We start from the raw sequence: 24,373 nt of genomic DNA on the forward strand, positions 1-24,373 counted from the left end.
ATGAAACGTTCTCATCTTTGGGTTTTAAATCCTTGCTTGCTTGCAATGCTTTCTACCTCTGCGTGGGCGGAAGAACAAAAGGAAGAAGATATGGTGGTCTCTGCCAGCCGTGCTCACCGCAGCGTGGCCGAGATGGCGCAGACCACCTGGGTCATTGAACGGGCTGAAATTGAGCAGCAGGTTCAGGGCGGGAAAGAGATTAAAGAAGTGCTGGCGCAGCTGATCCCGGGTATGGACGTCAGCAGCCAGGGGCGTACCAACTACGGTATGAACCTGCGCGGTCGTTCGATGATGGTGATGGTGGACGGCGTGCGTCTGAACTCGTCGCGCAGCGACAGCCGCCAGCTCGACTCTATCGATCCGTTCAACATTGACCGTATTGAAGTGATCTCCGGTGCTACCTCGCTTTACGGCGGCGGCAGCACCGGCGGCCTGGTGAACATCGTCACCAAAAAGGGCCAACCGGATACCGAAGTTGAGTTCCAGACCGGGACAAAGAGCGGATTTAACAGCCATAACGATCACGATGAGAACGTGTCGGCAGCCGTCAGCGGCGGCAACGATAAGGCCTCCGGTCGTCTGTCGGTGTCGTATCAGCGTTACGGCGGCTGGTATGACGGCAACGGCGACGAGGTAATTATCGATAACACCCAGACCGGCCTGCAGTATTCCGATCGTATTGACGTGATGGGCACTGGCACCATCAACATTGACGACCATCAGCAGCTGCAGCTCACCACGCAGTACTACAAGAGCGAGTCCGACGGGAAGCACGGTCTGTTCCTCGGCGAGAACTTCTCGGCGGTGACGGGCAATGCAAAAGCCTACAACAAAGACAACCTCAACTCCGATCGTATCCCCGGTACCGAGCGCCACCTGATCAACCTGCAGTACTCAAATACCGATTTCTGGGGCCAGGATCTGGTCGCGCAGATTTACTATCGCGATGAGAGCCTGACCTACTACCCGTTCCCGACGCTGAGCAAAGGCGCGGTGACCAGCATTGGCGCATCCCAGCAGAAAACCGACTTTTACGGCGGCAAGCTGACGCTGAACAGCAAGCCGGTGGATGATTTGACCCTCACCTGGGGTGTCGATGCCGACCACGAAACCTTCGACGCTAACCAGCAGTTCTTCGATCTGAGTAAAGCGGCGGCAAGCGGCGGTATGGATCTGGAAAATGCCTACAACGTGGGCCGTTATCCGGGCTACAGCATCACCAACCTTGCCCCGTTCCTGCAGGCCAGCTATGACATTGATGCCATCACCCTGAGCGGCGGCGTGCGCTACCAGTACACCGAGAACAAGGTGGACGACTTTGTTGGTTACGCCCAGCAGCAGGCCATCGCTAACGGGAAAGCCACCTCTGCCGACGCGGTGCCTGGCGGGAAAACGGATTACAACAACTTCCTGTTTAACGCCGGGATCCTTGGCCGTCTGACCGAACAGCAGCAGCTGTGGTTTAACTTCTCCCAGGGCTTCGAAATTCCGGACCTGGCGAAGTACTACGGTTCCGGCACCTATCAGCTGGTCGATGGTCACTATCGCCTGCAAAACAGCGTCAACGTAAACGACTCGACTCTGGACGGGATTAAGGTCAACGCTTACGAGCTGGGCTGGCGTTTCACCGGCGACAACCTGCGCACGCAGGTCGCGGCGTACTACTCGCTCTCGGATAAGACCATCACCATCAACAAGAGTGACATGACCATCAACCTCGAAGACGATAAACGTCGAATTTACGGGATTGAAGGCCAGGTGGACTACTTCTTCACCGACAGCGACTGGAGCACCGGCGCGAACTTTAACGCCATTAAGTCTGAGACGCGTGAAAACGGAAAATGGGAGAAGCTGACGGTCGACAGCGCGAGCCCGTCGAAGGCCAGCGCATGGGTTAACTGGGCACCGGGCGACTGGGCGCTGCGCGTGCAGAGCACGCAGACCTTTGACGTGTCCGATGCCGACGGTAAGAAGATCGATGGCTATAACACAATTGATTTCCTCGGCAGCTACGCCCTGCCGGTGGGCAAGGTCAGCTTCAGCGTGGAAAACCTGCTGGACAAAGACTACACCACCGCCTGGGGCCAGCGCGCGCCGGGGCTGTATAGCCCAACCTACGGCGCACCGGGCCTGTATACCTATAAAGGCCGCGGACGTACCTTTGGTCTGAACTACTCCGTACTGTTCTGATCCTGAGCGCCGCCTGCGGGCGGCGCATTTTGCTGTGTAATTTCAACGCGAATTTGCTATAAAATCAGCGATTTGCTGAAATTGTCGGCAAACGAACGAAAAGTTTAAGTTACCCCTTTGACAAGGTGAACGCAGGTCGATAATATTCGCCCCGTTCACACGATTCCTCTGTAGTTCAGTCGGTAGAACGGCGGACTGTTAATCCGTATGTCACTGGTTCGAGTCCAGTCAGAGGAGCCAAATTTGAAAAGCCTGCTTTTAAAGCAGGCTTTTTGCTTTTCTGCGTCTCTGATGTTAATTCAGAATCGCATCCAACCTGGCAAGTACCTCATTTACAACGGCGTCAGGTATGCGTTCCAGCCGCATGCCGTTCCGGGCAGCCATATCAATGGTTCTGGGCTGGTCACAGCAAATAACGCCTGTTGTTTTTGTCCCCGCCCCTTCCAGTGAAACGGTAAAACCAGCCGTACGTGCAAAATTTCCGCCGCTGGTGACGGGAACCACTACCGGTAGCCGGGTCAGCTTGTTAAACAATGCCTTCGACACGATGAGTACCGGACATTTTCCACTTTGCTCGTGACCAGCAATCGGATCCAGTGAAACAAGCCAGATTTCCCCTCTGTCCATTTACAGGATCTCCTTGCCTACCGCAGGCGCAACAACCCATTCCCGATCCTCTTCGCTCATTTCAGCGTGCGGATCGCACTGCGCCAGCAGCTCCTCAAGCGAATAATGAGGACGTTTCTGGGGTTCAATAATCAGGCAGCCATTATTAATGGTCATGCCGACTTCGCTGTCCGTCGACAGCTCCAGCGTTTTCAGCACGGCGGGAGGAACCGCCAGCATGATGGATCCACCGACCTTTTTAAGACGAGTTGTATACATAGCGCACCTCCGAATATTATATTTAAATATAACATTCATGGTGGGAGGTGCGCAATTATTCATCAGACTCATGGTGATTTCCTTTTCGTAATAAAGCTGTTATCCATCTAAGTACACTGCAGGTGGGAACGAAGTGCGTCACTACGAAGGCTGATAATAGAAAAATGTTTTTGCGGTTCAAAGGATTATGGCGAATCGGATAAACGAAATGCGAGGCGCCTTCCGGATCGGGAGAATTTTGGCGCCAGGTTGAGGTCACTCCCCCTTATGGCCTCATAACAACGCGCCCTAGCGGTTTCGCTGTCTCAGCGTATTCGTGGGCCGCGGCGGCGTCAGCCAAGGGGAAGATACGGTCAATGACAACTCTGACGCGCCCTGCCGCTACAGCCTGCAACATGTCGTCCACACTTGTCCGAACGCCGGGTCTTTCAAAAAGAGGGCCCATAAATACCCCCATGAGCGTCTGGTTAGACTGCATTGACGGCCACAAGTCGACAGTCAGGCTGCCACCGCCCGCATTACCGACGAAGACGAGACGTCCTTCCGGCGCGAGTGCAGAGAGCGAAACAGGCAACGTCGTCCCTACCGGATCGATCACGAGGTCAACACCGTTGCCACGGGTGTACTCTCGAACGCGGTCAACGATGTTATCCTCTACACGATCCACGACATAATCGGCACCCAATTCAAGCAACCGACTTCTTCGCTGCGTTCCGCTTGCCACGGCGATAACCGTCGCGCCTGCCTGTGAGGCAAGCTGAACGGCCGCGAGCCCCACGCCACCCGCTGCTGCCTGAATCAGGACGGTTTCTCCGTGCCGGAGCATGCCTCGTGTGAACAGGCAATGATGTGCGGTTCCAAAAGAGATCGGTACCACCGACGCGTCTGCTGCATCCACCCCATCCGGGATAAGCCAGGTGCGTTCCGCGGGCACGGCCCAACGTTCCGCATGCGATCCCTGCATGCTAAAAGCCGTCACTCTGTCCCCAACCCTGCGGCTACGGACTTTCGAACCGACGGCAACAACTGTCCCCGCGGCCGCGTAGCCGACGATCCATGCAGGAAGAGTCGGCGGAGTTGAGCGCCGGTTGATCAGATCTCCCCCTTCAATCGAGATAGCCTCGACAGCAATCAGGACGTCCTCAGGCCCTGCGACCGGATCCGGGACATCGAGATACTGCAGGACGCCGGGAGCGCCTTCCACGTCATAAACCGCTGCTTTCATCAATTTTTCCTCTGTCTTTTTCGACCGGCGGAAAGACCCGCGACGCTCAGGGCAGCCGGGCAATCACCTTAATCTCAAACTGGAATCCGTACAGCCACGTCACGCCGATCCCGGTCAACGTAGGATAAGGCGCTTTCCCCCAATATTCTGGCAGGATACGCCAGATAGCCTCGAGGTTTGACTCAGGATCGACGACAAAGAGGGTAACGTCAACCACGTCACCGAACGTGCAGCCCGCAGCCTTGAGAACAGCATTAAGGTTATCGAATGCCAGCCGAACCTGTGCGTCAAGATCCTCTTCAGGCGAACCATCCTCCCGGCTACCAACCTGCCCCGAAACAAACAGGAAACCGTTGGATTTGATGGCGGGTGAGTACCGATTGCGCTCATAGAGCGCCTGCCGTCCAAAGGGAAAAACTGCTTCGCGTGTTGTCATGTTTGTACCTTTGTAATGGGGCGAAATCTGCCCGGTGAACACAAAGACACTTTACAGGTGCAGGATCCAGCGGATAAACAAGCGACTTTGTCCATCATTGTTTGTAATATCCAAACAATCGGTGAAAAGAGAGGACAAGGGATGGATCGTTTCGATGCGATGCGCGCCTTTGCTCGCGTGGTGGAAGCAGGCAGTTTCACAAAGGCTGCCCAGACGCTTCATATGAGCAAAACCACGGTGACGCAGCTTATTCAGCAACTGGAAGCGCGCCTGCGCGTCAGGCTGCTTCATCGTACCACCCGCAGGCTCGGCGTCACGCCTGATGGCGCGGTCTACTACGAGCGCGTCATCCGCCTGCTGGCGGACATGGAAGATGCTGAAAACAGCCTGTCCAGTTCGGCGATGACGCCCAGGGGACGGCTACGGATAGATGTGCCCACTCCTCTCGCTCGCCTGGTGCTGGTGCCCGCGCTACCGGCTTTTCACGCGCGCTACCCTGATATCCAGTTCGACATGGGCGTAAGTGACCGGGTGGTGGATCTGATCGGCGATAACGTGGATTGCGTACTGCGGGGCGGCGAAATCAGCGACCAGTCCCTGATCGCACGCCACGTCGGTGATTTGCAAATCGGTGTTTACGCCGCACCGAGCTATGTGGAACGCCTTGGCGCCCCTGCGCATCCGCGAGAGCTGGAAAACACGGACCATCGCATAGTGGGATTCTTGTCCTCACGCACCGGTAAGCTCGATCCTCTGATACTGCACGGTGAGAGTGAACATATTGAAATCAAGAGCAGCTATGTGCTTGCAGTGGATGATGGCAACGCTTACCTCGAAGCAGGGCTAGCGGGATTAGGCGTGATTGCGCTGCCGGTCTATATGGCGGCAGCGCATCAGGCTTGTGGCGCCTTAATTCCGCTATTTGAAGATTGGCGTATTGACCCAATGCCCCTGTACCTGGCATTCCCGCCTAACCGCCATGTCAACGCTAAACTGCGCGTTTTTATTGATTGGATCGTTGAATTGATGCAGCAGCATGTCCCCACTTCCACCAAGAAGTAACAACATCTATTCGCTCATCACCGCCGATTGACGGTTATGCTGGCGGTTTTAAAGCATGCTTTTCGCTCTTCTGCCCTACAGCACAAAGTCATAGTGCGAGCCATCTGGCAGTTCAACATCAAGCCGCAGCTTTCCGCCCGCAGCCTCAACGTAGCGTTTGAGTGAAGAGAGTTTCAAATCGCGCCCTGGCTTTTCCATTACCGCAACAGTAGGCTGCTTGATGCCCAACGTCTGCGCCATTTCGACCTGCGTTTTATGTACTTTCTCACGTAACTCAGACAGATGAATGTTGAGTAGAATATCCGTCGCTATCGCCTCAGCGCTGGCGACAACCTCCGGCTTTTCATCCGCTATAAGCTGCTCAAGGGTTCTTCCCATCGCATTATTCCCTCTCTTTTAATGTATTCAGCCAGTGAGTGAATTCCAGGTCAGCAACGAGGAGCATCTCATCGTAGAACCGCTTTTCATTGCCGACTTTATTGCCAGCACAAAGCACGATACCCGTGCGGTTTGGGTCAAATGCAAAAAACGCCCGCAATGGATCGCCCTTACTCTGAATGCGAAGCTCTTTCATGTTGCTGTGACGGGAACCTTTAAGCGTATCAGCGTAGGGTCTCGATAAACCCGGTCCCTTCTCTCTCAATACAAGCAGTGCTGCAAGTACGCAGGCGCGATCGGTATCGTCAAGCGAAGTAAACCAGCGATCAAATCTGTCCGTCGTGTTAATTGTCCACACAAGACCTCCCATCAAATATAGATCAAAAGCTATATACATGCAAAGCTATAGCGATGATTATGCTGAGATGGAAAAGAAGATTCTTGTGGGGTTATGTGAATACTGAATGCGTGCCGGAGTATTTCTGTGTATCTCTTATCGGATATTCATTTTGTTACGAGCAACATCGAAAAAAGCTCAGGAACCCGGCCAGCGCAGCGCTACCGGGCAAGCCAGCAGCTAGATCTGGTAATCAATCGCCACTTCTTCCGGCTCCATCACCTGACGTTTAATCTCGTCCACCGAAAGACCCGCATTGCACAGCTCGATAAAGCGCCAGACATAGTTGCGCTGGAGCTGCCCGCGCTTCAGGCCAAGCCATACGGTGTTGGCGTCAAACAGGTGACGCGTATCAAGACGCACCAGGTTCCCGTCTTCGCGTTCCCCGCTGGACTGCTCCGCCACCAGACCAATGCCCAGACCCAGCTCGACGTAGGTTTTGATCACATCGGAGTCTTGCGCGCTCAGCACCACGTCCGGCGTTAGCCCTTTGCGGTTGAAGGCTTCATCAATGCGCGAGCGTCCGGTAATGCCCTGGCGGTAAGTGATCAGCGGCCATTTCGCAATGTCTTCCAGCGTCAGGGGAGAGACCTGATTCAGCGGATGATCGACCGGGAGTAATAAACTGTGGTACCAGCGGAACCACGGGAACGCCACCAGCAGCGGGTCGTTGCTCAGACGCTCGCTGGCGATGCCGATATCTGCCCCGCCGTTTTGCAGCAGCACTTCAATTTCCTGCGGCGTGCCCTGAATAAGCTCCAGACGGACATCCGGGAAAAGTTCGCGGAAGGCTTTAATCACCGGCGGCAGGCTGTAGCGCGCCTGCGTGTGGGTCGTGGCGATGGTGAGCACGCCCGAGGCGTCATTGGTGAAGAGATCCGCCAGACGACGCACGTTGCTGGCCTCGTTGAGGATCCGCTCAGCGATGGTCAGCAATGCCTTGCCCGGCTCCGTCATCCCAAGCAGACGCTTGCCGCGACGGATAAAAATCTCTATCCCCAGTTCCTCTTCCAGCTCGCGAATATGGCGGCTGACGCCCGACTGGGATGTATAAAGCATGTTAGCGACTTCGGTTAGGTTATAGTCCCGCCTGGCCGCCTCACGGATAATTTTAAGTTGCTGGAAATTCACAATTCACTCCGGCGCATCTGACATAGCTCTATTGTTAGAGTCAGCCGCGCTGCAGAACAAATAATAAAAACCAGCATCTTATTCTTTTATGGAATATCAACTCACGAGCTGGAGTTCACGGTTCTCAAGCGACGGCTTGCTGACCAGCGACATCAAAATCTCTTTTACCGCCTGCGCCTGCGGCGACAGCGATCCGCGTGCGGACATGTTCAGCGACAGCGGCAGGCTCATTGAAGGCGTGGTGATGCGCGCCATCCAGCCGTTTGCCGCACTGCACAGCGAGCGGGCGGCGGACTCCGGCAGAACCGTTACGCCCATTCCGCTGGCAATCGCTGCCGTCAGCGTGGAAATAGAATCAATTTCGCCAATAATTTTGGCCGTCAGGCGGCGCAGGGAGAACGCTTCATCCACGCGCACGCGCACCGCGCTGTAATCGCGCGGCAGGAAGAGATTCATCTCGGCCACGGCGGTTAAATCAACGCTCTGACCCGGACAGTCGCGGGTGCCGACCAGATAAAGATCTTCTTTCAGCAGCGGCTGGCTGGTGATCCCGGCGACGGGAGAGCGATCGTAAAGGACGGCCATATCCAGTTGGCCATTGAGCAGTTTGTCATTCAGTACAGAACCGCTGTTTTCGTGCAGGTAGACCAGCACTTCAGGCAGCTCAGCGCGAACGGCCTGCAGCAGCGGCATGGTGATAGACGATGCCGCAGTTCCTGGCGCTAAACCGATGGAAACGTGCCCGCTCAGGGTCTGGCCCACGTTATTCACCGCCAGCTGCGCCTGTTCACACTGACGCAGGATAGTGCGGGCATGGGTATACAAAATTTTGCCTGCTTCTGTTGGCGTCACGCCGCGCTTGGTGCGGATCAGTAATTGCTGATCCATCTCGCCTTCCAGCGTAGCCACCTGCTGGCTCAGCGCAGGCTGCGCGATATGCAGCACTTCTGCCGCTTGAGTCAGGCTGCCGATATCGACGATTTTTACGAAGTATTTCAGTCGTCTTAAGTTCATTTTGCCCCCTGTTCAAAAAAACTGTGCCGGAACCGGCTGTCGTTGTTGAACTGGTTTTGCAATATGAATGCCAGTTTTGCCCGGCGGTCTGATTTGTTGCTAAGCGGCTGAAAATAAGGAAAGCTAATCATGGATGGGGGTTTATTGACTGAAACAGCGGTTTATGATCTGCCCCATTAGAGGTATGTTCGCACCATGACGGTGCATTACGTTGGCAAAAGCGCCACTTTGCTGATTTTGTCAGCAAACGATCAAAACGTGTTGATCCATCCTTTGACAAGGCGAACGCAGGTCGATAATATGCGCCCCGTTCACACGATTCCTCTGTAGTTCAGTCGGTAGAACGGCGGACTGTTAATCCGTATGTCACTGGTTCGAGTCCAGTCAGAGGAGCCAAATTTGAAAAGCCTGCTTTTAAAGCAGGCTTTTTGCTTTTCTAAATCTGGAAAATTGTCGGGTGGCGGCTTCGCCTTACCCGACCTACGGGACTGTAGGCCCGGTAAGCGCAGCGCCACCGGGCGAAAAGGCTTCACATGCCAATCTTAACCGGCATCCCCGACCGTCGTTCCAGTTCAGCGCCCGCCCCCTCGTTTATCAACTGCGTCCGCTGCGCGGTCGAAATGGGCAGAGGCACTTTCCGGGTTGATTCAAATTCCGCACGGTTACGTGATAACGGCTCGTGAACCTCAACCCAGCGGCTACCGTCCGGCTCGGTAGTCACTTTAACCGGCCGATCGATAAGCTGCACGCGGGTGCCTACGGGCACGTTATCGAAAAGGTATTTGATGTCGTTATTACGCAGACGAATACAGCCCTGGCTCACCCGTAACCCGATGCCGAAATTCGAGTTTGTGCCGTGAATGGCATAGAGTCTGCCGATATAAATCGCATACAGCCCCATCGGGTTATCCGGCCCGGCGGGCACGAACGCAGGAAGCGTTTTCCCCTCTGCCGCATAGGCACGGCGCGTGTTCGGCGTCGGAGACCAGGTAGGCCCCTCCTGCTTAAGCTCAACGACCGTCACCCAATTACGCGGGGTTTCGCGCCCGGCCTGACCGATGCCGATGGGCAGCACTTCAACGGTATTGCTGCCCGGCGGATAATAGTAGAGACGCATTTCCGCCACGTTAACGACAATCCCCTCGCGGACCGTGTCGGGCAAAATCAGCTGCTGGGGGATGGTTAAGGTCGTTCCGGCTTTTGGTAAAAAAGGATCCACGCCCGGGTTCGCTTCCAGCAGGTTGCTCAGCCCCAGACCGTACTGCGCGGCAAAGGCTTCCAGAGGCAGCGTGTTGCCTTCGGGAACGGTGATGATAATCGGGCTTCCCACCAGACGACTGCCTTCCGGCGGGAGTGAATAGGTTACGGCAAACGCACCGGGAACAGCGGCGCACAGCGTAAGGACAAACCAGGTCAGTCGAATCATAGTTTCCTGTGCTCATAAAAAGAGAAAGCCTGGCTCAGGCAGGCTTTCTCAGTTTACGCTATCACGCCTCGGTTTTGCGCCACCTGCGCGTCAGTACTTTTTCCGCCTCGACAATAAGGAACATCACAAAACCAATCAGGAAGGTGATGACCCAGTAGCGGAACGGCAGCGCTTCGGTGCCAAACAGCATCTGCATGAACGGTGCGTAAATGATCAGAAGCTGTAACGCCAGCAGTACGCCGCTCACGATCCAAATCCCTTTGTTCGCCAGCAGGCCTTTACTCAGCGAGAAGCCGTCATTAACGCGGCAGTTGAGCATATAGAACCACTGCGCAGTGACCAGAGTTTGCAGCAGCACGGTGCGGATAAATTCCGCCGAATAGCCGCGCGGCTGTAGCCAGGCTTCCAGCACGAAGGCGCTGATGGCAATCATCAGACCGACAAACACCACGCGCCAGATGGCATAGCCGTCCATCACATGGAGATTCGCCTTTCTGGGTGGCCGGTTCATGATGTCCTTCTCACCCGCTTCAAACGCCAGGCCAAACGACAGCGTTGCCGACGTCGCCATGTTCATCCACAGGATCAGGACCGGCGTTAGCGGGATCAGGTTCCCCGCCAGCAGCGCGATGATGATCAGCAGAGCCTGCGCGATGTTGCTGGGGATAACGAACAGAATGGTCTTTTTCAGGTTATCGTAAACCCGACGTCCCTCGTGCACCGCACTGGCAATGGTGGCAAAGTTGTCATCCGTTAACACCATGTCGGCGGCTTCCTTGGTAACTTCCGTCCCCTTAATCCCCATGGCGATACCCACGTCCGCCCGCTTGAGCGCTGGGGCATCATTTACGCCATCCCCGGTCATGCCCACCACTTCCTGTTTACTTTGCAGGGCCTGCACAAGGCGGAATTTATCCTCCGGGCTGGTTCGGGCGAAAATATCATACTGCTGCGCGGCATCGCTCAGCTGCCGATCGTCCATCGCCTCCAGCTCACGTCCGGTGATAGCGCTTGCCGCGTTACCAATCCCCAGCATTTGCCCGATGCTCATTGCCGTTTGCGGGTGGTCGCCGGTGATCATTTTCACGCGGATCCCGGCCTGCAGACAGTCGGCAATGGCGGTAATAGCCTCCGGACGCGGCGGATCCATCATTCCTGCAATACCGAGCAGGATCACGCCATCCTGCAGGTCCGGGTGATCCAGCTCGCGTTGTCCCTCGTGGGCAGGTTTCCAGGCCGCAGCCACCATGCGCAACCCTTCCCGGGCATACTCCTCAATCTTCCCTTCCCAGTAAGGCTGATCGAACGGCTGCTGTCCGTCATTCGTCTGCTGGTACTGGCAGAGACGGAACAGGACGTCCGGCGCGCCGGTAATTAAAATCACCTCTTCATCACCCAGCCGGTACAGCGTGGACATATATTTATACTGCGAATCAAACGGGATTTTACTGCGCATTTCGGTATCGAGCGGTGGGAGCGGAATTTTCGCCGCCAGCACCTTCAGCGCGCCCTCGGTTGGTCCCCCGGTGATTTTCCACAGTCCCTGCTCGTCTTTGATCAGCTGGCTGTCATTACAGAGGTCAATAGTGCGCAGATAGCGCTCCAGCAGGGAACCCTGCGTCACGCTGACGGGCGTTGGGTCATCTACGGGGTGAATATTCCCCACCGGTTCGTAGCTGTCGCCCTCCACGCGATAGGTTGTGTCAGCGGTAATCACCGCTTTGACCGTCATTTCATTCATCGTCAGGGTGCCGGTTTTATCCGAGCAGATGACCGTCATCGCCCCCAGCGTTTCCACCGTGGGCAGCTTGCGAATGATGGCCTTGCGACGCGCCATGGCCTGTACGCCAAGCGAAAGGATAATGGAAATGATGGCCGGCAGACCTTCCGGCACGGCGGCAACGGCGAGGCTAATAAGCGACAGCACCAGTTCAGAAACCGGCATATCCCGGAACAGGAGGCTAAAGACAAACAGCACCACCATCATCACCAGGATAGTGATGAAGATGGTCTTACCGAGCTTATCCATCTGCACCATCAGCGGCGTGCGGTGCTTTTCAATGTCGGACATCATCTGATTGATGTGACCCAGCTCGGTCTCGCCCCCGGTTGCCACCACCACGCCTTTACCGCCGCCGGAGCTGACGGTGGTGCCTGAGTAGAGCAGATTATACCGGTCACCTAAAGGCAGTTCCCCGCTTAACGCATCGCTGTTTTTCTCAACAACGGTGGATTCGCCGGTCAGGATGGCCTCCTCCACGCGCAGGTTATGCGCTTCAATCACGCGCAGGTCCGCAGGGATACGATCCCCGGCGCGGATCACCACGATATCCCCCGGGACCAGCGCCGTGGTGGGGATCGTTTCATGATTCCCCTGTCGTACCACCACGGCTTCGCTGGAGAGCATATTGCGAATACTCTGCAGTGATTTTTCAGCATTGCTCTCCTGAATATGACCAATCAGGGCGTTGATGATGGCAACCCCAAGGATGACAAACATGTCCACCCAGTGGCCCATAAAGAGCTTAAGCAACGCGGCCACCAGCAGAACGTAAATCAACACATCGTTAAAATGCGCCAGGAAGCGCAGCCAGGCAGGTTTGCCCTTTTTTTGCGGTAACGCATTCTCACCATGCTGCTGAAGTCGGGCGGATGCCTCAGTGCCGCTAAGGCCTTCCAGGGTGGAGTGGATATTCGACAGGGTTTCGTCAACGGTTTGTTGATAATACGGACGTTCAGGTTTTCCTGTTTTCATCGTTCCTTCCTCAGGTTCAATTCAGAAATCACCTTGCTTTTATGTAATTAACGAATAACGAAAACAGGAACATGGGCGTAACGAACAATACTCGCCGCCTCCGATCCTAACAAATGGGTTTGAATATTGGGATTTCTGGAGCCGACAATAATCGCGCCGACAGCAAGTTCATCCGCCAGCTTAATAACCTCATCACGAACGTTCCCGCTACGGACATGGAGATGAACACGTTCTTCTGGCAGATTCAATTTTTTGACCAGGTCAGATAGCTTTTCTTTCGAATTATTAATCATATATTCATCCATTTTGCGCGCATCTGAAATAAAACCACGCGTCAGTTCGGCTGAAAATTTGGGCATGACGTGCAGCAAATGAATGTCACCCGATGCACTTTGCGCCAGAAACTGTGCATGCTGCAACGCTTTATCCGCCAGGCTTGTCTCGTAGACATCCACCGGAACGAGAATGTTTTTATACATATCGAGCATCCTTTTTATAACCAACACGAGAGTGAATGAAGCAAAAAATCGCATTAAATGCAGGGGGTTGCCCTTAATGCCAGTTACGATAAAAAGAGATGGATAATATTAAACGTAGCACAGGAATATCAGGTTTAGCGCTTCCCCACTGATATTGGTTATTTAACATTTATCTTTTCGCCGACTATGCTCATAGTCAGCCACCGCTTCCGACTCATGGAGGAATGTATGTATGGTTTAAGCCTGATCCGACTGGGTATGTTTATTGCCCTTGCCATTATCGCCAGCACGGCGATTGGTTTATTTACCTATATGGTCGTCACTGTTCTGGCAGAATAGTGTCACCCCCTGCCAGGTTATGGAATAAATAAAACAGTTATTTATTAGGGGAATACAGTGAACCGCTACCTCTCTCTTTTACCGTTCGTTTTGTTAACGCTCACGGCGTGCGACCCGAAACCGAAGCAAGCCGCCCCCCTGCCCAGGATGGTAAAAGTGGCGGAGGTGACGGTTCCCGGACACGCCCAGCAGCGCGTTTTTCCCGCCCGCATTGAATCGGGCGATGCCACAGACCTTTCCTTCAAGCGCGCAGGTCAAATTGAAGCGCTTGATGTACGTCAGGGCGCAGCCATCAAACAGGGGCAACAGCTTGCCAGACTGAACGCCCGTGAAGCCCAGCAGCGGGTTAACGACAGACAAACAGCGGCGACGCTGGCTCAGAGGCAGTTCGATCGTTTCCAGACGCTGGCAGGACGGCAGGCCATTTCAAAAGCCGAGATGGACGTGCAGCGCGCGAGCCGAGATTCGGCGAATGCGGCGCTGCAGATTGCCCGTGAAGAGCTGAACCAGATGACGCTCGTTGCTCCCTTCAGCGGGACGGCAGCCAGCGTGCACGTGCGAAACCATCAGGTTGTCTCCGCCGGTCAGCCCATTGCGACGTTAACCCGTACCGATCTGCTGGACGTGGTGTTCAGCATTCCTGAAAACCTGTTTAAGACCTTTGATATCCGCAACGTGCAGTATCGCCCCGTGGTGAGAATCAACGCCATGCCGGATCGTGAATTTACCGCCGTCTACAAAGAGCACTCGGGCAGCAGCGACAGCAATACCCTGACCTGGCAGGTGATACTGACCATGCCGCGGCCCGATGATTTTCCCGCCGTCGGTGGCGTGAGCGGTACGGTGACCATCAATTTAACCAACCTCCCGGCTGGCGCAGACGCTCAGGCGCTGGTCGTACCGGTTGAGGCTGTCTTTAACCCGGACAACAGCCCGCGCAATGAGCCGCACGTCTGGGTAGTGGCGGGAGAAGGCGACACGCTCCATCTTGAAGACCGCAAGGTCAGCGTGGGGCAAGTGAGTACCGAAGGCGTGGTGATCACCAGCGGGCTTAAGGCGGGCGAGCGCGTGGTGGCCGCAGGCGTTGGGGAGCTCCATGCTAACCAGCCGGTGCGTATCTGGACGCGTGAACGGGGACTGTAATGGATATCTCTCGTCAATTTATTAATAACCCTGTTCGCGTCTGGCTAACGATTCTGCTGCTGGGCATCGGGGGTATTTTCGCCCTGTTGAATATCGGCAGGCTGGAAGATCCCGCCTTTACCATCAAAACCGCAGTGGTCGTCACCCACTACCCTGGCGCATCCGCTCAGCAGGTTGAAGAAGAGGTGACGCTTCCGCTGGAGAATGCCCTTCAGCAGTTGCCTTATCTCGACAACGTAAGCTCCATCTCTTCAAACGGTCTGTCGCAAATCACCGTTAACATCGCTTCTCGCTATCACTCGAACGAGCTGCCGCAGATTTGGGATGAACTGCGCCGCCGCGTGGGCGATGCCTCGCGTCAGTTCCCGCCCGGCGTCGTCACGCCCTTTGTGAATGACGATTTCGGCGACGTGTTTGGCTTCTTCTTTGCCATTTCCGGAGATGAATTCAGTAATCCTGAGCTGGTGAGATATGCGGAGCAGCTGCGCCGCGCGTTGATTCTGGTCCCCGGCGTCGCGAAGGTCGCCATCGGCGGGGCCATTAGCCAACAGATCAACATCGATATCTCTCTGACCAAAATGGCTGCGCGCGGCATTACGCTGAACCAGCTTTCCGCCCTGCTCAGCAGACTTAACGTCGTTTCCAGCGCCGGAGACATCACCTCCGGCACCGAATCCATTCGCCTGCACCCGACCGGTGAGTTCGAGAATCTTGATGAACTGGCGGATATCATCATCACGCCTTCCGGCACCGGGGCGGCGACGCGACTGCGGGATATCGCCACGCTGTCGCGCGGGCTGAACGAATCGCCGGCCAGTATCTACCATGCCAACGGCAAAAAAGCCGTCACCATGGGCGTCTCGTTTATTCCCGGCGTGAACGTGATCGACGTGGGCCACGCGCTGGAGGCGAAGCTAAACCAGATGTCGGCGGAAAAACCGGCAGGCATACAGATAGACCTGTTTTACGATCAGGCCGCCGAAGTGGGCCATTCCGTTAACGGTTTTATTATTAACTTCCTGATGGCGCTGGCGATTGTCATCGGCGTGCTGCTGATCTTTATGGGCGTACGCAGCGGGATCATCATCGCGTTTTCTCTCGCGCTCAACGTGCTGGGCACGCTGCTGATTATGTATCTGTGGGGCATTGAGCTGCAGCGCATCTCGCTTGGGGCGCTGATTATCGCCCTCAGCATGCTGGTGGATAACGCCATCGTGATTGTCGAAGGGGTGTTGATTGCCCGACAGCAGGGCTCGCCTCTGCTGACCGCCGTGAACTACATCATCCGCCGCTCCGCCCTGCCGCTGCTGGGGGCGACGGTGATTGCCATCCTGGCGTTTGCTCCTATCGGGCTGTCGCAGGATTCCACCGGGGAATATTGTAAATCCCTGTTCCAGGTGCTGCTGATTTCCCTGATGCTGAGCTGGTTCTCTGCGCTCACCCTCACCCCGGTGCTGATTAAGTGGTGGTTGTTTAAAAACGACAGCGCGCCGAACAACGCTGACGAGTCAGATCCTTACGACAAACGGCTCTATCGCCTTTACCAGCGCCTGCTTAACACACTGTTGCACCATAAGGCACCGACGCTCATTGTGATGGCTGCGCTGCTGGCAGCGTCCATCTGGGGCTTCGGCGCCGTGCGGCAAAACTTTTTCCCGTCGTCAAACACGCCGATTTTCTTTGTCGACCTCTGGCTTCCCTACGGCACCGATATTAAATGGACCGAGAAAATGACCGGCGATATCGAAAAAACCATTAATGGCCAGCCGGGTGTAGAAACCACCGTCTCGACCATTGGTCAGGGAAGTATGCGCTTTATTCTGACCTACAGCGGACAGCGGCAGTACGGCAACTATGCGCAGATCATGGTGCGCATGGACGACCAGCGCAACATCTCGGCCCTGACGCGCCACGTGGACGAGTACATCGCGCGAAACTATCCGCAGGTCAACGCCAGCACCAAACGGGTGATGTTTGGTCCCTCCGGCGACAGCGCCATTGAGGTACGCATTAAAGGTCCCGATCCTGACCGGCTGCGCCTGATTGCCAGCCAGGTAGACGACATCCTCACCCGCGACCCGGCCACGGGCAGCGTCAGGAACGACTGGCAAAACCGTAGCAAGGTGATCCGCCCACAGTACGTTGCCGCATTAGGCCGCGAGCTTGGCGTAGATAAGCAGGACGTCGACAACGCGCTGGAGATGAATTTCTCCGGTAGCCGGGCGGGGTTGTATCGGGAAGGCAGTGACCTGCTGCCCGTAGTAGTGCGCCCGCCTGAGAGCGAACGGCTGGACGCCAATCACCTGAACAACGTGCTGGTGTGGAGCCAGACGCGGCAGCAGTATATCCCGCTAAGTAACGTCGTCAGCCGCTTCTCGCTGGAGTGGGAGGATCCGCTAATTCTGCGCCGCGACCGCTCACGGGTGCTGACGGTGCAGACGGACCCGGACCCGCTGAGCCAGCAAACCTCCGGCGATATTCTTTCCCGCGTGAAGCCGCAGATTGATGCCCTTAGCCTGCCACACGGCTACAGCATCGAGTGGGGTGGCGACGCGGAAAACTCCAGTGAAGCGCAGCAAGGGTTGTTCACTACGCTACCTCTCGGGTATCTGGTGATGTTTGTCATTACGGTTCTGATGTTCAGCTCGGTGAAAAATGCCGTCGCCATCTGGCTGACCGTACCGCTGGCATTGATTGGCGTCACGCCGGGATTTTTAATTACCGGCATTCCCTTTGGCTTTATGGCGCTGATTGGCCTGCTGAGCCTGAGCGGCATGCTGATCCGCAACGGCATTGTGCTGGTGGAAGAAATTGAGCAGCAGAAAGCGCACAGGGTACAGCACGAGGCGATCGTGTACGCCGCGACCTCGCGCCTGCGCCCTATTCTGCTCACCGCGTTTACGACCGTTCTTGGCCTGGCTCCGCTACTGCTGGACATTTTCTTCCAGAGCATGGCCGTAGTGATTATGTTTGGACTGGGGTTTGCTACAATCCTGACGCTGCTGGTACTCCCCGTTATCTATGCGTGTTTCCATCGTAAGGACGAAGCCAAACAACAATGAATGCGACAGGGCTGAACATTATCAAGACGCTGGGCTGTATGACGGCGGTGACCTTCTTTACCATCTACAATACCTGGGATCATTATGATTATGACTATCACTGGATCCTGGGGTTTTTAACCTTTATTTCGACCATCGCCACGCCGCTGTTTTTTGTGGTGTCGGGCTATCTCGACGGACAGTCCCGGCACGGCACCCGCTGGCAGCTGGGTAAAATTAAAAGTCTGGTGATTGTTTTTCTGTTCTGGATAACGATCTACTACCTGTGGGAGCCTTATCAGCGCGGGTATTTAATCCAGCCCTGGTTCGTGTTCGCCTTTGTCGTGATTTACACCTTCCACCCGGCGGTAGAATGGCTTAGCCAGCGGCGAGCGCTGTTCTGCGGCGCGATTGCCGCCCTGCTGCTTTTTTCCTACGGATACGATCTGCTCTCGGCGCTCTATCCTGAAACGCACGTCCTTTCCCTGTCACCGCAGTATCGGCTGTGGACATGGCTGCTGTTTTATCTGACAGGGCAACTCTTCTGCGACCCGAAAATCGCCGAGTGGATTAGCCGCAAAAATGTCGTCAGGGCGGCGGTTGTCGCCATCCCGTTTATCTATCTCTTCACCTGGTTTTACGAGCGCCACTTCTTCTTCGCGCTGTTCAAGGCGGACAGAAACGCCTTTATTCTCACCGGCTCGCAGATCTACATCCTGATTATTGCCCTGGTGGTTGCGGCGAACGGCGTGCGCTTTCGCCGCAACGCCGAATTCAAAGAGTCCATTCTGGCCGCCATCAGCAAAACGATGACCGGCGTGTATATTGTGCACTACTCGGTGTTTCATCTGCTGACGGCGCTGATACCGGTGACCTCCCTCGGCATAAAACTCTCGCTGATTGTGCTCACGTTCGTCACCTCTGTTCTCTTCTCCATGCTGGTATTGTCTAACGCCGTGGCCAAAAAGGTGATCACCCTTTAAAAGCCTAAACGCAGCCAGGCAAAGAGCACGTTGCCGTTATTGTAGGTACCTGGAATATAGGTGAACTGGACGGTAACGCGCTTGTACCCGGCCGAAAACAGCGGGAAGATGAACGGTAGCGGCACGTAGTTGGCAAAATCATCTCGCGCCGTGATGCCCGCTGCGGCACCGAGCCCAAGGCGGAAATCCTTCGCATTATCCAGATACCAACCCTTCTCCCAGCCATAGCCCATCGCGGGCTGCCATTCGTTGTGTGAGTCTTTGAACATCATCGCGAAGAGCGCGCTCCAGTTGCCCTCTTCGTTATAGCGGGAAACGCCCAGCCCGCCGCCCCACGGCATTTCATTGTAATTGTCGGTTTTTTCTTTGTCGTACATAAAGCGAGCGTGCCAGCTCAGGAACGGCAGGTACAGATCGTAACGTTGAGGCTCTTCCCATGTCTGGGAGATATCATCCGTCAGCGCATTCCACCAGCCGCTAATACGCTGTTCTCCATACACTTTCTGCTCAGCATGAAGCGGTGCGGCGAATAAAAACAGGACAATCCAGATGGCCAAAAAGTTGCGTTGCATTGTTTTTCCCTCAGCTTTAGTCACGCAGCGGTTTCTATTACTGTAATCCATTCAGTACTAACCAGAGCCAAACAGACTGATTTATCTCAAGGCAGGGGGAGATGAAATTTATTTATTCAGCGCCTTCCGGAAAGATAAAAACGTTTTCTCAGGCGTTTTGTCGCGGTAGTCTCATAGGTTCCGTTTATATGACGGACGCAATGTGAGTGACCTTTTCTTATACCAATAATTAAAAATCAGTACAGACAGGACAACTATGGACTCCACCCTCATCTCCGAACGTCCCAACGAGGAGACACCTTCGCTCAACCGTGCCCGCCGCGCAGCCTTAGGCAGCTTCGCGGGTGCCGTCGTCGATTGGTATGATTTTCTGCTCTACGGCATCAATGCCGCCCTGGTGTTTAACCGCGAATTCTTTCCCCAGGTCAGCCCCGCGATGGGCACGCTCGCCGCGTTTGCCACCTTCGGCGTCGGCTTTCTGTTTCGCCCGCTGGGCGGGGTGATCTTCGGCCACTTTGGCGACCGCCTCGGCCGGAAACGCATGCTGATGCTCACCGTCTGGATGATGGGGATCGCCACTGCGCTTATCGGTATTCTCCCCTCGTTTGCCTCTATCGGCTGGTGGGCGCCGGTGCTGCTGGTGACGCTGCGCGCCATTCAGGGCTTCGCCGTAGGCGGTGAATGGGGCGGCGCGGCGCTGCTGTCCGTCGAGAGCGCGCCGAAGCACAGGAAAGCCTTTTACAGCAGCGGCGTGCAGGTGGGTTACGGCGTCGGCCTGCTGCTCTCTACCGGGCTGGTCTCCTTAATCAGCCAGCTCACGACCGACGAGCAGTTCCTGAACTGGGGCTGGCGCATTCCGTTCATCTTCAGCATCGTGCTGGTCATCGCCGCGCTGTGGATCCGCAACGGGATGGAAGAGTCCGCGGAATTCGAACAGCAGCAGCGGGAAAAACCGGTCGCTAAAAAACGGCTGCCGGTGATGGAAGCGCTGGTTCAGCATCCTGGCGCTTTTCTGAAAATTATCGCCCTGCGCCTCTGTGAACTGCTGACGATGTATATCGTCACCGCGTTTGCGCTGAACTACTCGACGCAGAACCTCGGCCTTCCCCGCGAGCTGTTCCTGAATATTGGCCTGCTGGTCGGCGGGATAAGCTGTCTGACTATCCCCTGCTTCGCCTGGCTGGCGGATCGGTTTGGTCGCCGTCGCGTCTATATTACCGGGGCGCTGATTGGCACCCTTAGCGCCTGGCCGTTCTTTATGGCGCTGGAGGCACAGTCGATCTTCTGGATTGTCTTCTTCGCCATCATGCTCGCCAACATCGCTCACGATATGGTGGTGTGCGTGCAGCAGCCGATGTTCACCGAGCTGTTTGGCGCAAGCTACCGCTACAGCGGTGCAGGCGTCGGCTATCAGGTGGCAAGCGTGGTCGGTGGCGGGTTTACGCCGTTTATTGCCGCCGCGCTGGTAACCTTCTCTGGCGGAAACTGGCACAGCGTGGCGATTTATCTGCTGGCCGGTTGCCTGCTCTCTGCCGCCACGGCGCTGTTTATGAAAGAGCCGCGCCACGCCTGATCTCACTTTTGTTTCACGGGCGTGTGACATACTATCGGGTAGAGTCACACACCTGTGGAACAAGGAGACAGAGATGAATAATAAGGGCTCCAGCCTGACCCCGGCTCAGGCGCTGGAAAAACTCGACGCGCTGTATGAACAGTCCGTCAACGCGCTGCGCAGCGCCATCAGTGAATACATCGAAACGGGGAAACTTCCCGATGAAAAGGCCAGAACTCAGGGCCTTTTTGTTTATCCATCGCTCTCTGTTACCTGGGACGGCAGTGCCAGCAGTAATCCCAAAACCCGCGCCTACGCGCGCTTTACCCACTCAGGCTGTTACAGCACCACCGTCACCCGCCCTGCGCTGTTCCGCCCCTATCTTGAGGAACAGCTGACGCTGCTGTATCAGGATTACGGCGCGCACATTTCTGTAGAACCTTCGCTGCACGAAATCCCTTATCCGTACGTGATAGACGGCTCGGCGCTGACGCTGGATCGCTCCATGAGCGCGGGGCTGACGCGCCACTTCCCGACCACCGAGCTTTCCCAGATTGGCGATGAGACGGCTGACGGGATTTATCACCCGGCAGAATTTTCTCCCCTGTCACACTTTGACGCTCGCCGCGTGGACTTCTCGCTGGCGCGCCTGCGTCATTACACCGGTACGCCTGCGGAGCACTTCCAGCCGTTTGTGCTGTTCACCAACTACACCCGCTACGTGGATGAGTTTGTCCGCTGGGGCTGTAGCCAAATTCTCGACCCGGACAGTCCGTACATTGCCCTTTCCTGCGCGGGCGGGATCTGGATCACCGCGGAGACCGAAGCGCCCGAGCAGGCTATTTCCGACCTGGCGTGGAAAAAACACCAGATGCCCGCGTGGCACCTGATCACCGCAGACGGACAGGGCATTACGCTGATCAACATCGGCGTAGGCCCGTCAAACGCCAAAACCATCTGCGACCATCTGGCGGTCCTGCGTCCGGACGTGTGGCTGATGATTGGCCACTGTGGCGGACTGCGCGAAAGCCAGCTGATTGGCGATTACGTGCTGGCCCACGCCTATCTGCGTGATGACCACGTGCTGGACGCGGTGCTGCCGCCGGACATCCCGATCCCGAGCATCGCCGAAGTACAGCGCGCGCTGTATGACGCCACCAAAGAGGTCAGCGCTATGCCGGGTGAAGAGGTTAAACAGCGTCTGCGTACCGGCACGGTAGTGACGACGGATGACCGCAACTGGGAGCTGCGCTACTCCGCCTCTGCCCTGCGTTTCAACCTGAGCCGCGCGGTGGCGATTGATATGGAGAGCGCCACCATTGCCGCGCAGGGATATCGCTTCCGCGTTCCTTACGGCACGCTGCTGTGCGTGTCTGATAAGCCGCTACACGGTGAAATTAAGCTGCCGGGCCAGGCCAACCGTTTTTACGAAGGGGCCATCTCTGAGCATCTGCAGATCGGTATTCGTGCGATTGATTTACTTCGCGCGGAAGGCGACAAGCTGCATTCCCGCAAGCTGCGTACCTTCAACGAGCCGCCGTTCCGCTAATAACAAGGAAAAACCATGCACACCACATCACCGCTCTCTGCCCTGCGTCAGTGGCTTGAAGCCAGTCATCTCGACGGAATGATCGTTCCGCGGGCGGATGCCTGGCAGAGCGAATACTGCGCGCCCTACGACGAAAAGCTGGCCTGGCTGACGGGCTTTGACGGCTCGGCCGGTCTGGCTCTGGTGCTGAAAGACAAAGCGCTACTCTTCGTCGATGGACGTTATCAGGTTCAGGCCCGCGTTCAGGTGAATATGGACGAGATTGAGATCCACCATCTTCACAACGAACCGCTGGCTGAGTGGCTGGCGAAAAACGTGGAGGCAGGGACGCGCATTGGCTTTGACGCGATGCTGATGACAAATTCAGAGTTTGAGCAACTGTCTGCCACTCCCTGTGCGCTGGTGCCCCTGGATGCCTCTCCGTTTGACACGCTATGGACTGACCGCCCTGCGGCGCCAGCGGGGCTTATCCGCGAAATGCCCGTTGAGGCCAGCGGTGAAAGCAGCGCAGAAAAACGTCAGCGTGTTGCCGCCGTGCTGGCAGAACACAATGCTGATTTCCTCGCCGTGACGCTGCCGGACAACATCGCCTGGCTGCTGAACGTACGTGGTTCAGATATCCCCTTTAGCCCGGTTCCTCTCTCCTTCGCCCTGCTCAGCCGTGATGGTAGCGTGGAGTGGTTTGTTGACGATGCGAAGCTCGCAGCGTTGCCGGATCCCGTGCGTAATGCCTTCACTCTCGCCCCGCAGAGGGCGTTTATTGAACGCTGCCAGCAGCAGGCTGGGGGCAAACGGGTGCTGGTCGATGCCGATTCTGCGCCTGTTGCATTGCGCTTTGCCATTGAGCCGCAGGGAGAGATCGTCTGGCAGACCGATCCCATCACGCTGATGAAAGCCACGAAAAACCCGATGGAGCTGGCGGGCTATCGCGAATGCCATCATCAGGACGGTGCCGCGTGGGTTAATTTTCTTGCCTGGCTGAGTCGGGAAGTCCCACGACGCGAGGCGGCAGGGAAACCGTTGACCGAACTGGAGGTACAGGCACAACAGCTGGCGTTCCGCAGGCAACAGCCCGGTTTTATTGAGCAGAGTTTTGCGACCATTTCCGCATCGTCGAGCAATGCGGCAATGTGCCATTACCACTCAAGCGAAGCCAGTAACAAGCCCATCGGACATGACCATTTTTATCTGAATGATTCCGGTGGTCAGTACCACAACGGCACCACCGATGCCACGCGCACGCTGGCGTGGGGTAAAGTCGATCCGCAGCAGCGCCTGCACTACACTGCCGTGCTGAGAGGCTTCCTGTCGCTCATTACCCTGCAGTTCCCCTCCGGGACTCAGGGGCATCAGCTGGATGCGTTTGCGCGTCGCCCGCTGTGGGAGATGGGGTTGGATTACGATCACGGTACCGGGCACGGCGTGGGGCATCAGCTGTTGATCCATGAAAATCCACATCGCATCGCCAAAAAGATCAACCCGTGGCCGCTGGTGGCGGGGAACATCATGACCATCGAACCGGGTTACTATCTGGGCGATAGCCACGGTATTCGTATTGAAAATCAGGTGGAGGTTGTGGAGAGCCGTCCGGGGTTCTGCAAGTTTGCCTCGCTGACGCTGATCCCGATTGACCTAAGCCAGGTGGAACTGCATCTGTTGAGCGAGCAGGAAAAGCAGTGGCTGGATGAATATCATCAGCAGGTACGGGAGGCACTGTCACCGCTGGTGGACAGCAATGCACGTCCGTGGCTGGTGGAGGCGACGGCGCCGATTCGTGTTAAACAGTAGTGCGGTTTGTTTGTTGCCCGGTGGCGCT

General features: G+C 56.1%; 20 protein-coding genes and 2 tRNA genes. 10 read left to right on the forward strand and 12 right to left on the reverse strand.

Annotation, left to right across the window (positions count from 1 at the left end):
- Positions 1 to 2,190 (forward strand): TonB-dependent siderophore receptor, encoded by a 2,190-nt coding sequence (locus N2K86_RS13950; RefSeq protein ID WP_260658983.1) that lies wholly within the window; start codon positions 1 to 3, stop codon positions 2,188 to 2,190.
- Between the two features lie 164 nt (positions 2,191 to 2,354).
- Positions 2,355 to 2,430, forward strand: a tRNA-Asn gene (locus N2K86_RS13955).
- 54 nt (positions 2,431 to 2,484) lie between these two features.
- Here the strand turns inward: N2K86_RS13955 and N2K86_RS13960 are convergent.
- The 4 genes from N2K86_RS13960 to N2K86_RS13975 all read right to left on the reverse strand — a co-directional run bounded on the left by N2K86_RS13960 (position 2,485) and on the right by N2K86_RS13975 (position 4,736).
- Complete coding sequence (locus N2K86_RS13960; RefSeq protein WP_260658984.1) at positions 2,485 to 2,817, reverse strand: type II toxin-antitoxin system PemK/MazF family toxin; 333 nt, start codon at positions 2,815 to 2,817, stop codon at positions 2,485 to 2,487.
- Positions 2,818 to 3,075, reverse strand: coding sequence for an AbrB/MazE/SpoVT family DNA-binding domain-containing protein (locus N2K86_RS13965; RefSeq protein ID WP_260658985.1), 258 nt, complete (start codon positions 3,073 to 3,075; stop codon positions 2,818 to 2,820). It lies immediately after the preceding gene.
- 265 nt (positions 3,076 to 3,340) lie between these two features.
- Positions 3,341 to 4,300 (reverse strand): quinone oxidoreductase family protein, encoded by a 960-nt coding sequence (locus tag N2K86_RS13970; protein ID WP_260658986.1) that lies wholly within the window; start codon positions 4,298 to 4,300, stop codon positions 3,341 to 3,343.
- Between the two features lie 46 nt (positions 4,301 to 4,346).
- Positions 4,347 to 4,736, reverse strand: coding sequence for a RidA family protein (locus tag N2K86_RS13975; protein ID WP_260658987.1), 390 nt, complete (start codon positions 4,734 to 4,736; stop codon positions 4,347 to 4,349).
- Positions 4,737 to 4,877: 141 nt separating this feature from the next.
- Here N2K86_RS13975 and N2K86_RS13980 point away from each other — a divergent pair, with 141 nt between their 5' ends.
- Positions 4,878 to 5,798, forward strand: coding sequence for a LysR family transcriptional regulator (locus tag N2K86_RS13980; RefSeq protein WP_260658988.1), 921 nt, complete (start codon positions 4,878 to 4,880; stop codon positions 5,796 to 5,798).
- A gap of 75 nt (positions 5,799 to 5,873) precedes the next feature.
- On the opposite strand, the gene N2K86_RS13985 is transcribed toward N2K86_RS13980, so the two are convergent.
- From N2K86_RS13985 to nac, 4 genes are all read right to left on the reverse strand, one after another.
- Positions 5,874 to 6,176: a helix-turn-helix domain-containing protein gene (locus N2K86_RS13985; protein WP_260658989.1), complete on the reverse strand. Its 303-nt coding sequence runs from the start codon at positions 6,174 to 6,176 to the stop codon at positions 5,874 to 5,876.
- A 4-nt stretch (positions 6,177 to 6,180) separates the two neighbouring features.
- On the reverse strand, positions 6,181 to 6,534 hold the full coding sequence (locus N2K86_RS13990; RefSeq protein WP_062935980.1) for a type II toxin-antitoxin system RelE/ParE family toxin: 354 nt from the start codon (positions 6,532 to 6,534) through the stop codon (positions 6,181 to 6,183).
- 219 nt (positions 6,535 to 6,753) lie between these two features.
- Positions 6,754 to 7,704, reverse strand: a complete 951-nt coding sequence (gene cbl / locus N2K86_RS13995; protein ID WP_010432106.1) for an HTH-type transcriptional regulator Cbl — start codon at positions 7,702 to 7,704, stop codon at positions 6,754 to 6,756.
- A 96-nt stretch (positions 7,705 to 7,800) separates the two neighbouring features.
- Positions 7,801 to 8,718 (reverse strand): nitrogen assimilation transcriptional regulator NAC, encoded by a 918-nt coding sequence (gene nac, locus N2K86_RS14000; RefSeq protein ID WP_010432103.1) that lies wholly within the window; start codon positions 8,716 to 8,718, stop codon positions 7,801 to 7,803.
- Positions 8,719 to 9,038: 320 nt separating this feature from the next.
- On the opposite strand from nac, the gene N2K86_RS14005 reads away from it, so the two are divergent.
- Positions 9,039 to 9,114, forward strand: a tRNA-Asn gene (locus N2K86_RS14005).
- A gap of 133 nt (positions 9,115 to 9,247) precedes the next feature.
- Here the strand turns inward: N2K86_RS14005 and ldtA are convergent.
- From ldtA to N2K86_RS14020, 3 genes are all read right to left on the reverse strand, one after another.
- Entirely contained in the window at positions 9,248 to 10,144 is an 897-nt protein-coding gene (gene ldtA, locus N2K86_RS14010; protein WP_260658991.1) for a L,D-transpeptidase, read from the reverse strand.
- A gap of 61 nt (positions 10,145 to 10,205) precedes the next feature.
- Positions 10,206 to 12,899: a cation-transporting P-type ATPase gene (locus N2K86_RS14015; protein WP_260658992.1), complete on the reverse strand. Its 2,694-nt coding sequence runs from the start codon at positions 12,897 to 12,899 to the stop codon at positions 10,206 to 10,208.
- A 47-nt stretch (positions 12,900 to 12,946) separates the two neighbouring features.
- Positions 12,947 to 13,378 carry a universal stress protein gene (locus N2K86_RS14020; RefSeq protein WP_047652428.1) on the reverse strand — a complete coding sequence of 144 codons (432 nt, stop codon included), beginning with the start codon at positions 13,376 to 13,378 and terminating at the stop codon, positions 12,947 to 12,949.
- Positions 13,379 to 13,774: 396 nt separating this feature from the next.
- Here N2K86_RS14020 and N2K86_RS14025 point away from each other — a divergent pair, with 396 nt between their 5' ends.
- From N2K86_RS14025 to N2K86_RS14035, 3 genes are read left to right on the forward strand one after another with little or no spacing between them, the layout of a single operon-like run.
- Positions 13,775 to 14,860, forward strand: a complete 1,086-nt coding sequence (locus N2K86_RS14025) for an efflux RND transporter periplasmic adaptor subunit (RefSeq protein ID WP_260658993.1) — start codon at positions 13,775 to 13,777, stop codon at positions 14,858 to 14,860.
- Complete coding sequence (locus N2K86_RS14030; protein ID WP_260658994.1) at positions 14,860 to 17,922, forward strand: efflux RND transporter permease subunit; 3,063 nt, start codon at positions 14,860 to 14,862, stop codon at positions 17,920 to 17,922. The genes N2K86_RS14025 and N2K86_RS14030 overlap by 1 nt, the downstream gene beginning before the upstream one ends.
- On the forward strand, positions 17,919 to 18,884 hold the full coding sequence (locus N2K86_RS14035) for an acyltransferase (RefSeq protein ID WP_260658995.1): 966 nt from the start codon (positions 17,919 to 17,921) through the stop codon (positions 18,882 to 18,884). Before N2K86_RS14030 ends, N2K86_RS14035 begins: the two co-directional genes overlap by 4 nt.
- Here the strand turns inward: N2K86_RS14035 and pagP are convergent.
- Complete coding sequence (pagP, locus tag N2K86_RS14040; protein ID WP_260658996.1) at positions 18,881 to 19,456, reverse strand: lipid IV(A) palmitoyltransferase PagP; 576 nt, start codon at positions 19,454 to 19,456, stop codon at positions 18,881 to 18,883. The two genes, N2K86_RS14035 and pagP, sit on opposite strands and share 4 nt — an antisense overlap.
- A 256-nt stretch (positions 19,457 to 19,712) precedes the next feature.
- Between pagP and shiA the strand changes: the two genes are divergently transcribed.
- The 3 genes from shiA to N2K86_RS14055 all read left to right on the forward strand — a co-directional run bounded on the left by shiA (position 19,713) and on the right by N2K86_RS14055 (position 24,345).
- Positions 19,713 to 21,029, forward strand: a complete 1,317-nt coding sequence (gene shiA, locus N2K86_RS14045) for a shikimate transporter (protein ID WP_260658997.1) — start codon at positions 19,713 to 19,715, stop codon at positions 21,027 to 21,029.
- Between the two features lie 73 nt (positions 21,030 to 21,102).
- Complete coding sequence (locus tag N2K86_RS14050; protein ID WP_260658998.1) at positions 21,103 to 22,557, forward strand: AMP nucleosidase; 1,455 nt, start codon at positions 21,103 to 21,105, stop codon at positions 22,555 to 22,557.
- A 15-nt stretch (positions 22,558 to 22,572) separates the two neighbouring features.
- Complete coding sequence (locus tag N2K86_RS14055; RefSeq protein WP_260658999.1) at positions 22,573 to 24,345, forward strand: aminopeptidase P family protein; 1,773 nt, start codon at positions 22,573 to 22,575, stop codon at positions 24,343 to 24,345.
- The last annotated feature ends 28 nt before the right edge of the window (positions 24,346 to 24,373 follow it).

This window comes from Enterobacter mori (assembly GCF_025244905.1).
Taxonomy (GTDB): domain Bacteria; phylum Pseudomonadota; class Gammaproteobacteria; order Enterobacterales; family Enterobacteriaceae; genus Enterobacter; species Enterobacter mori_A.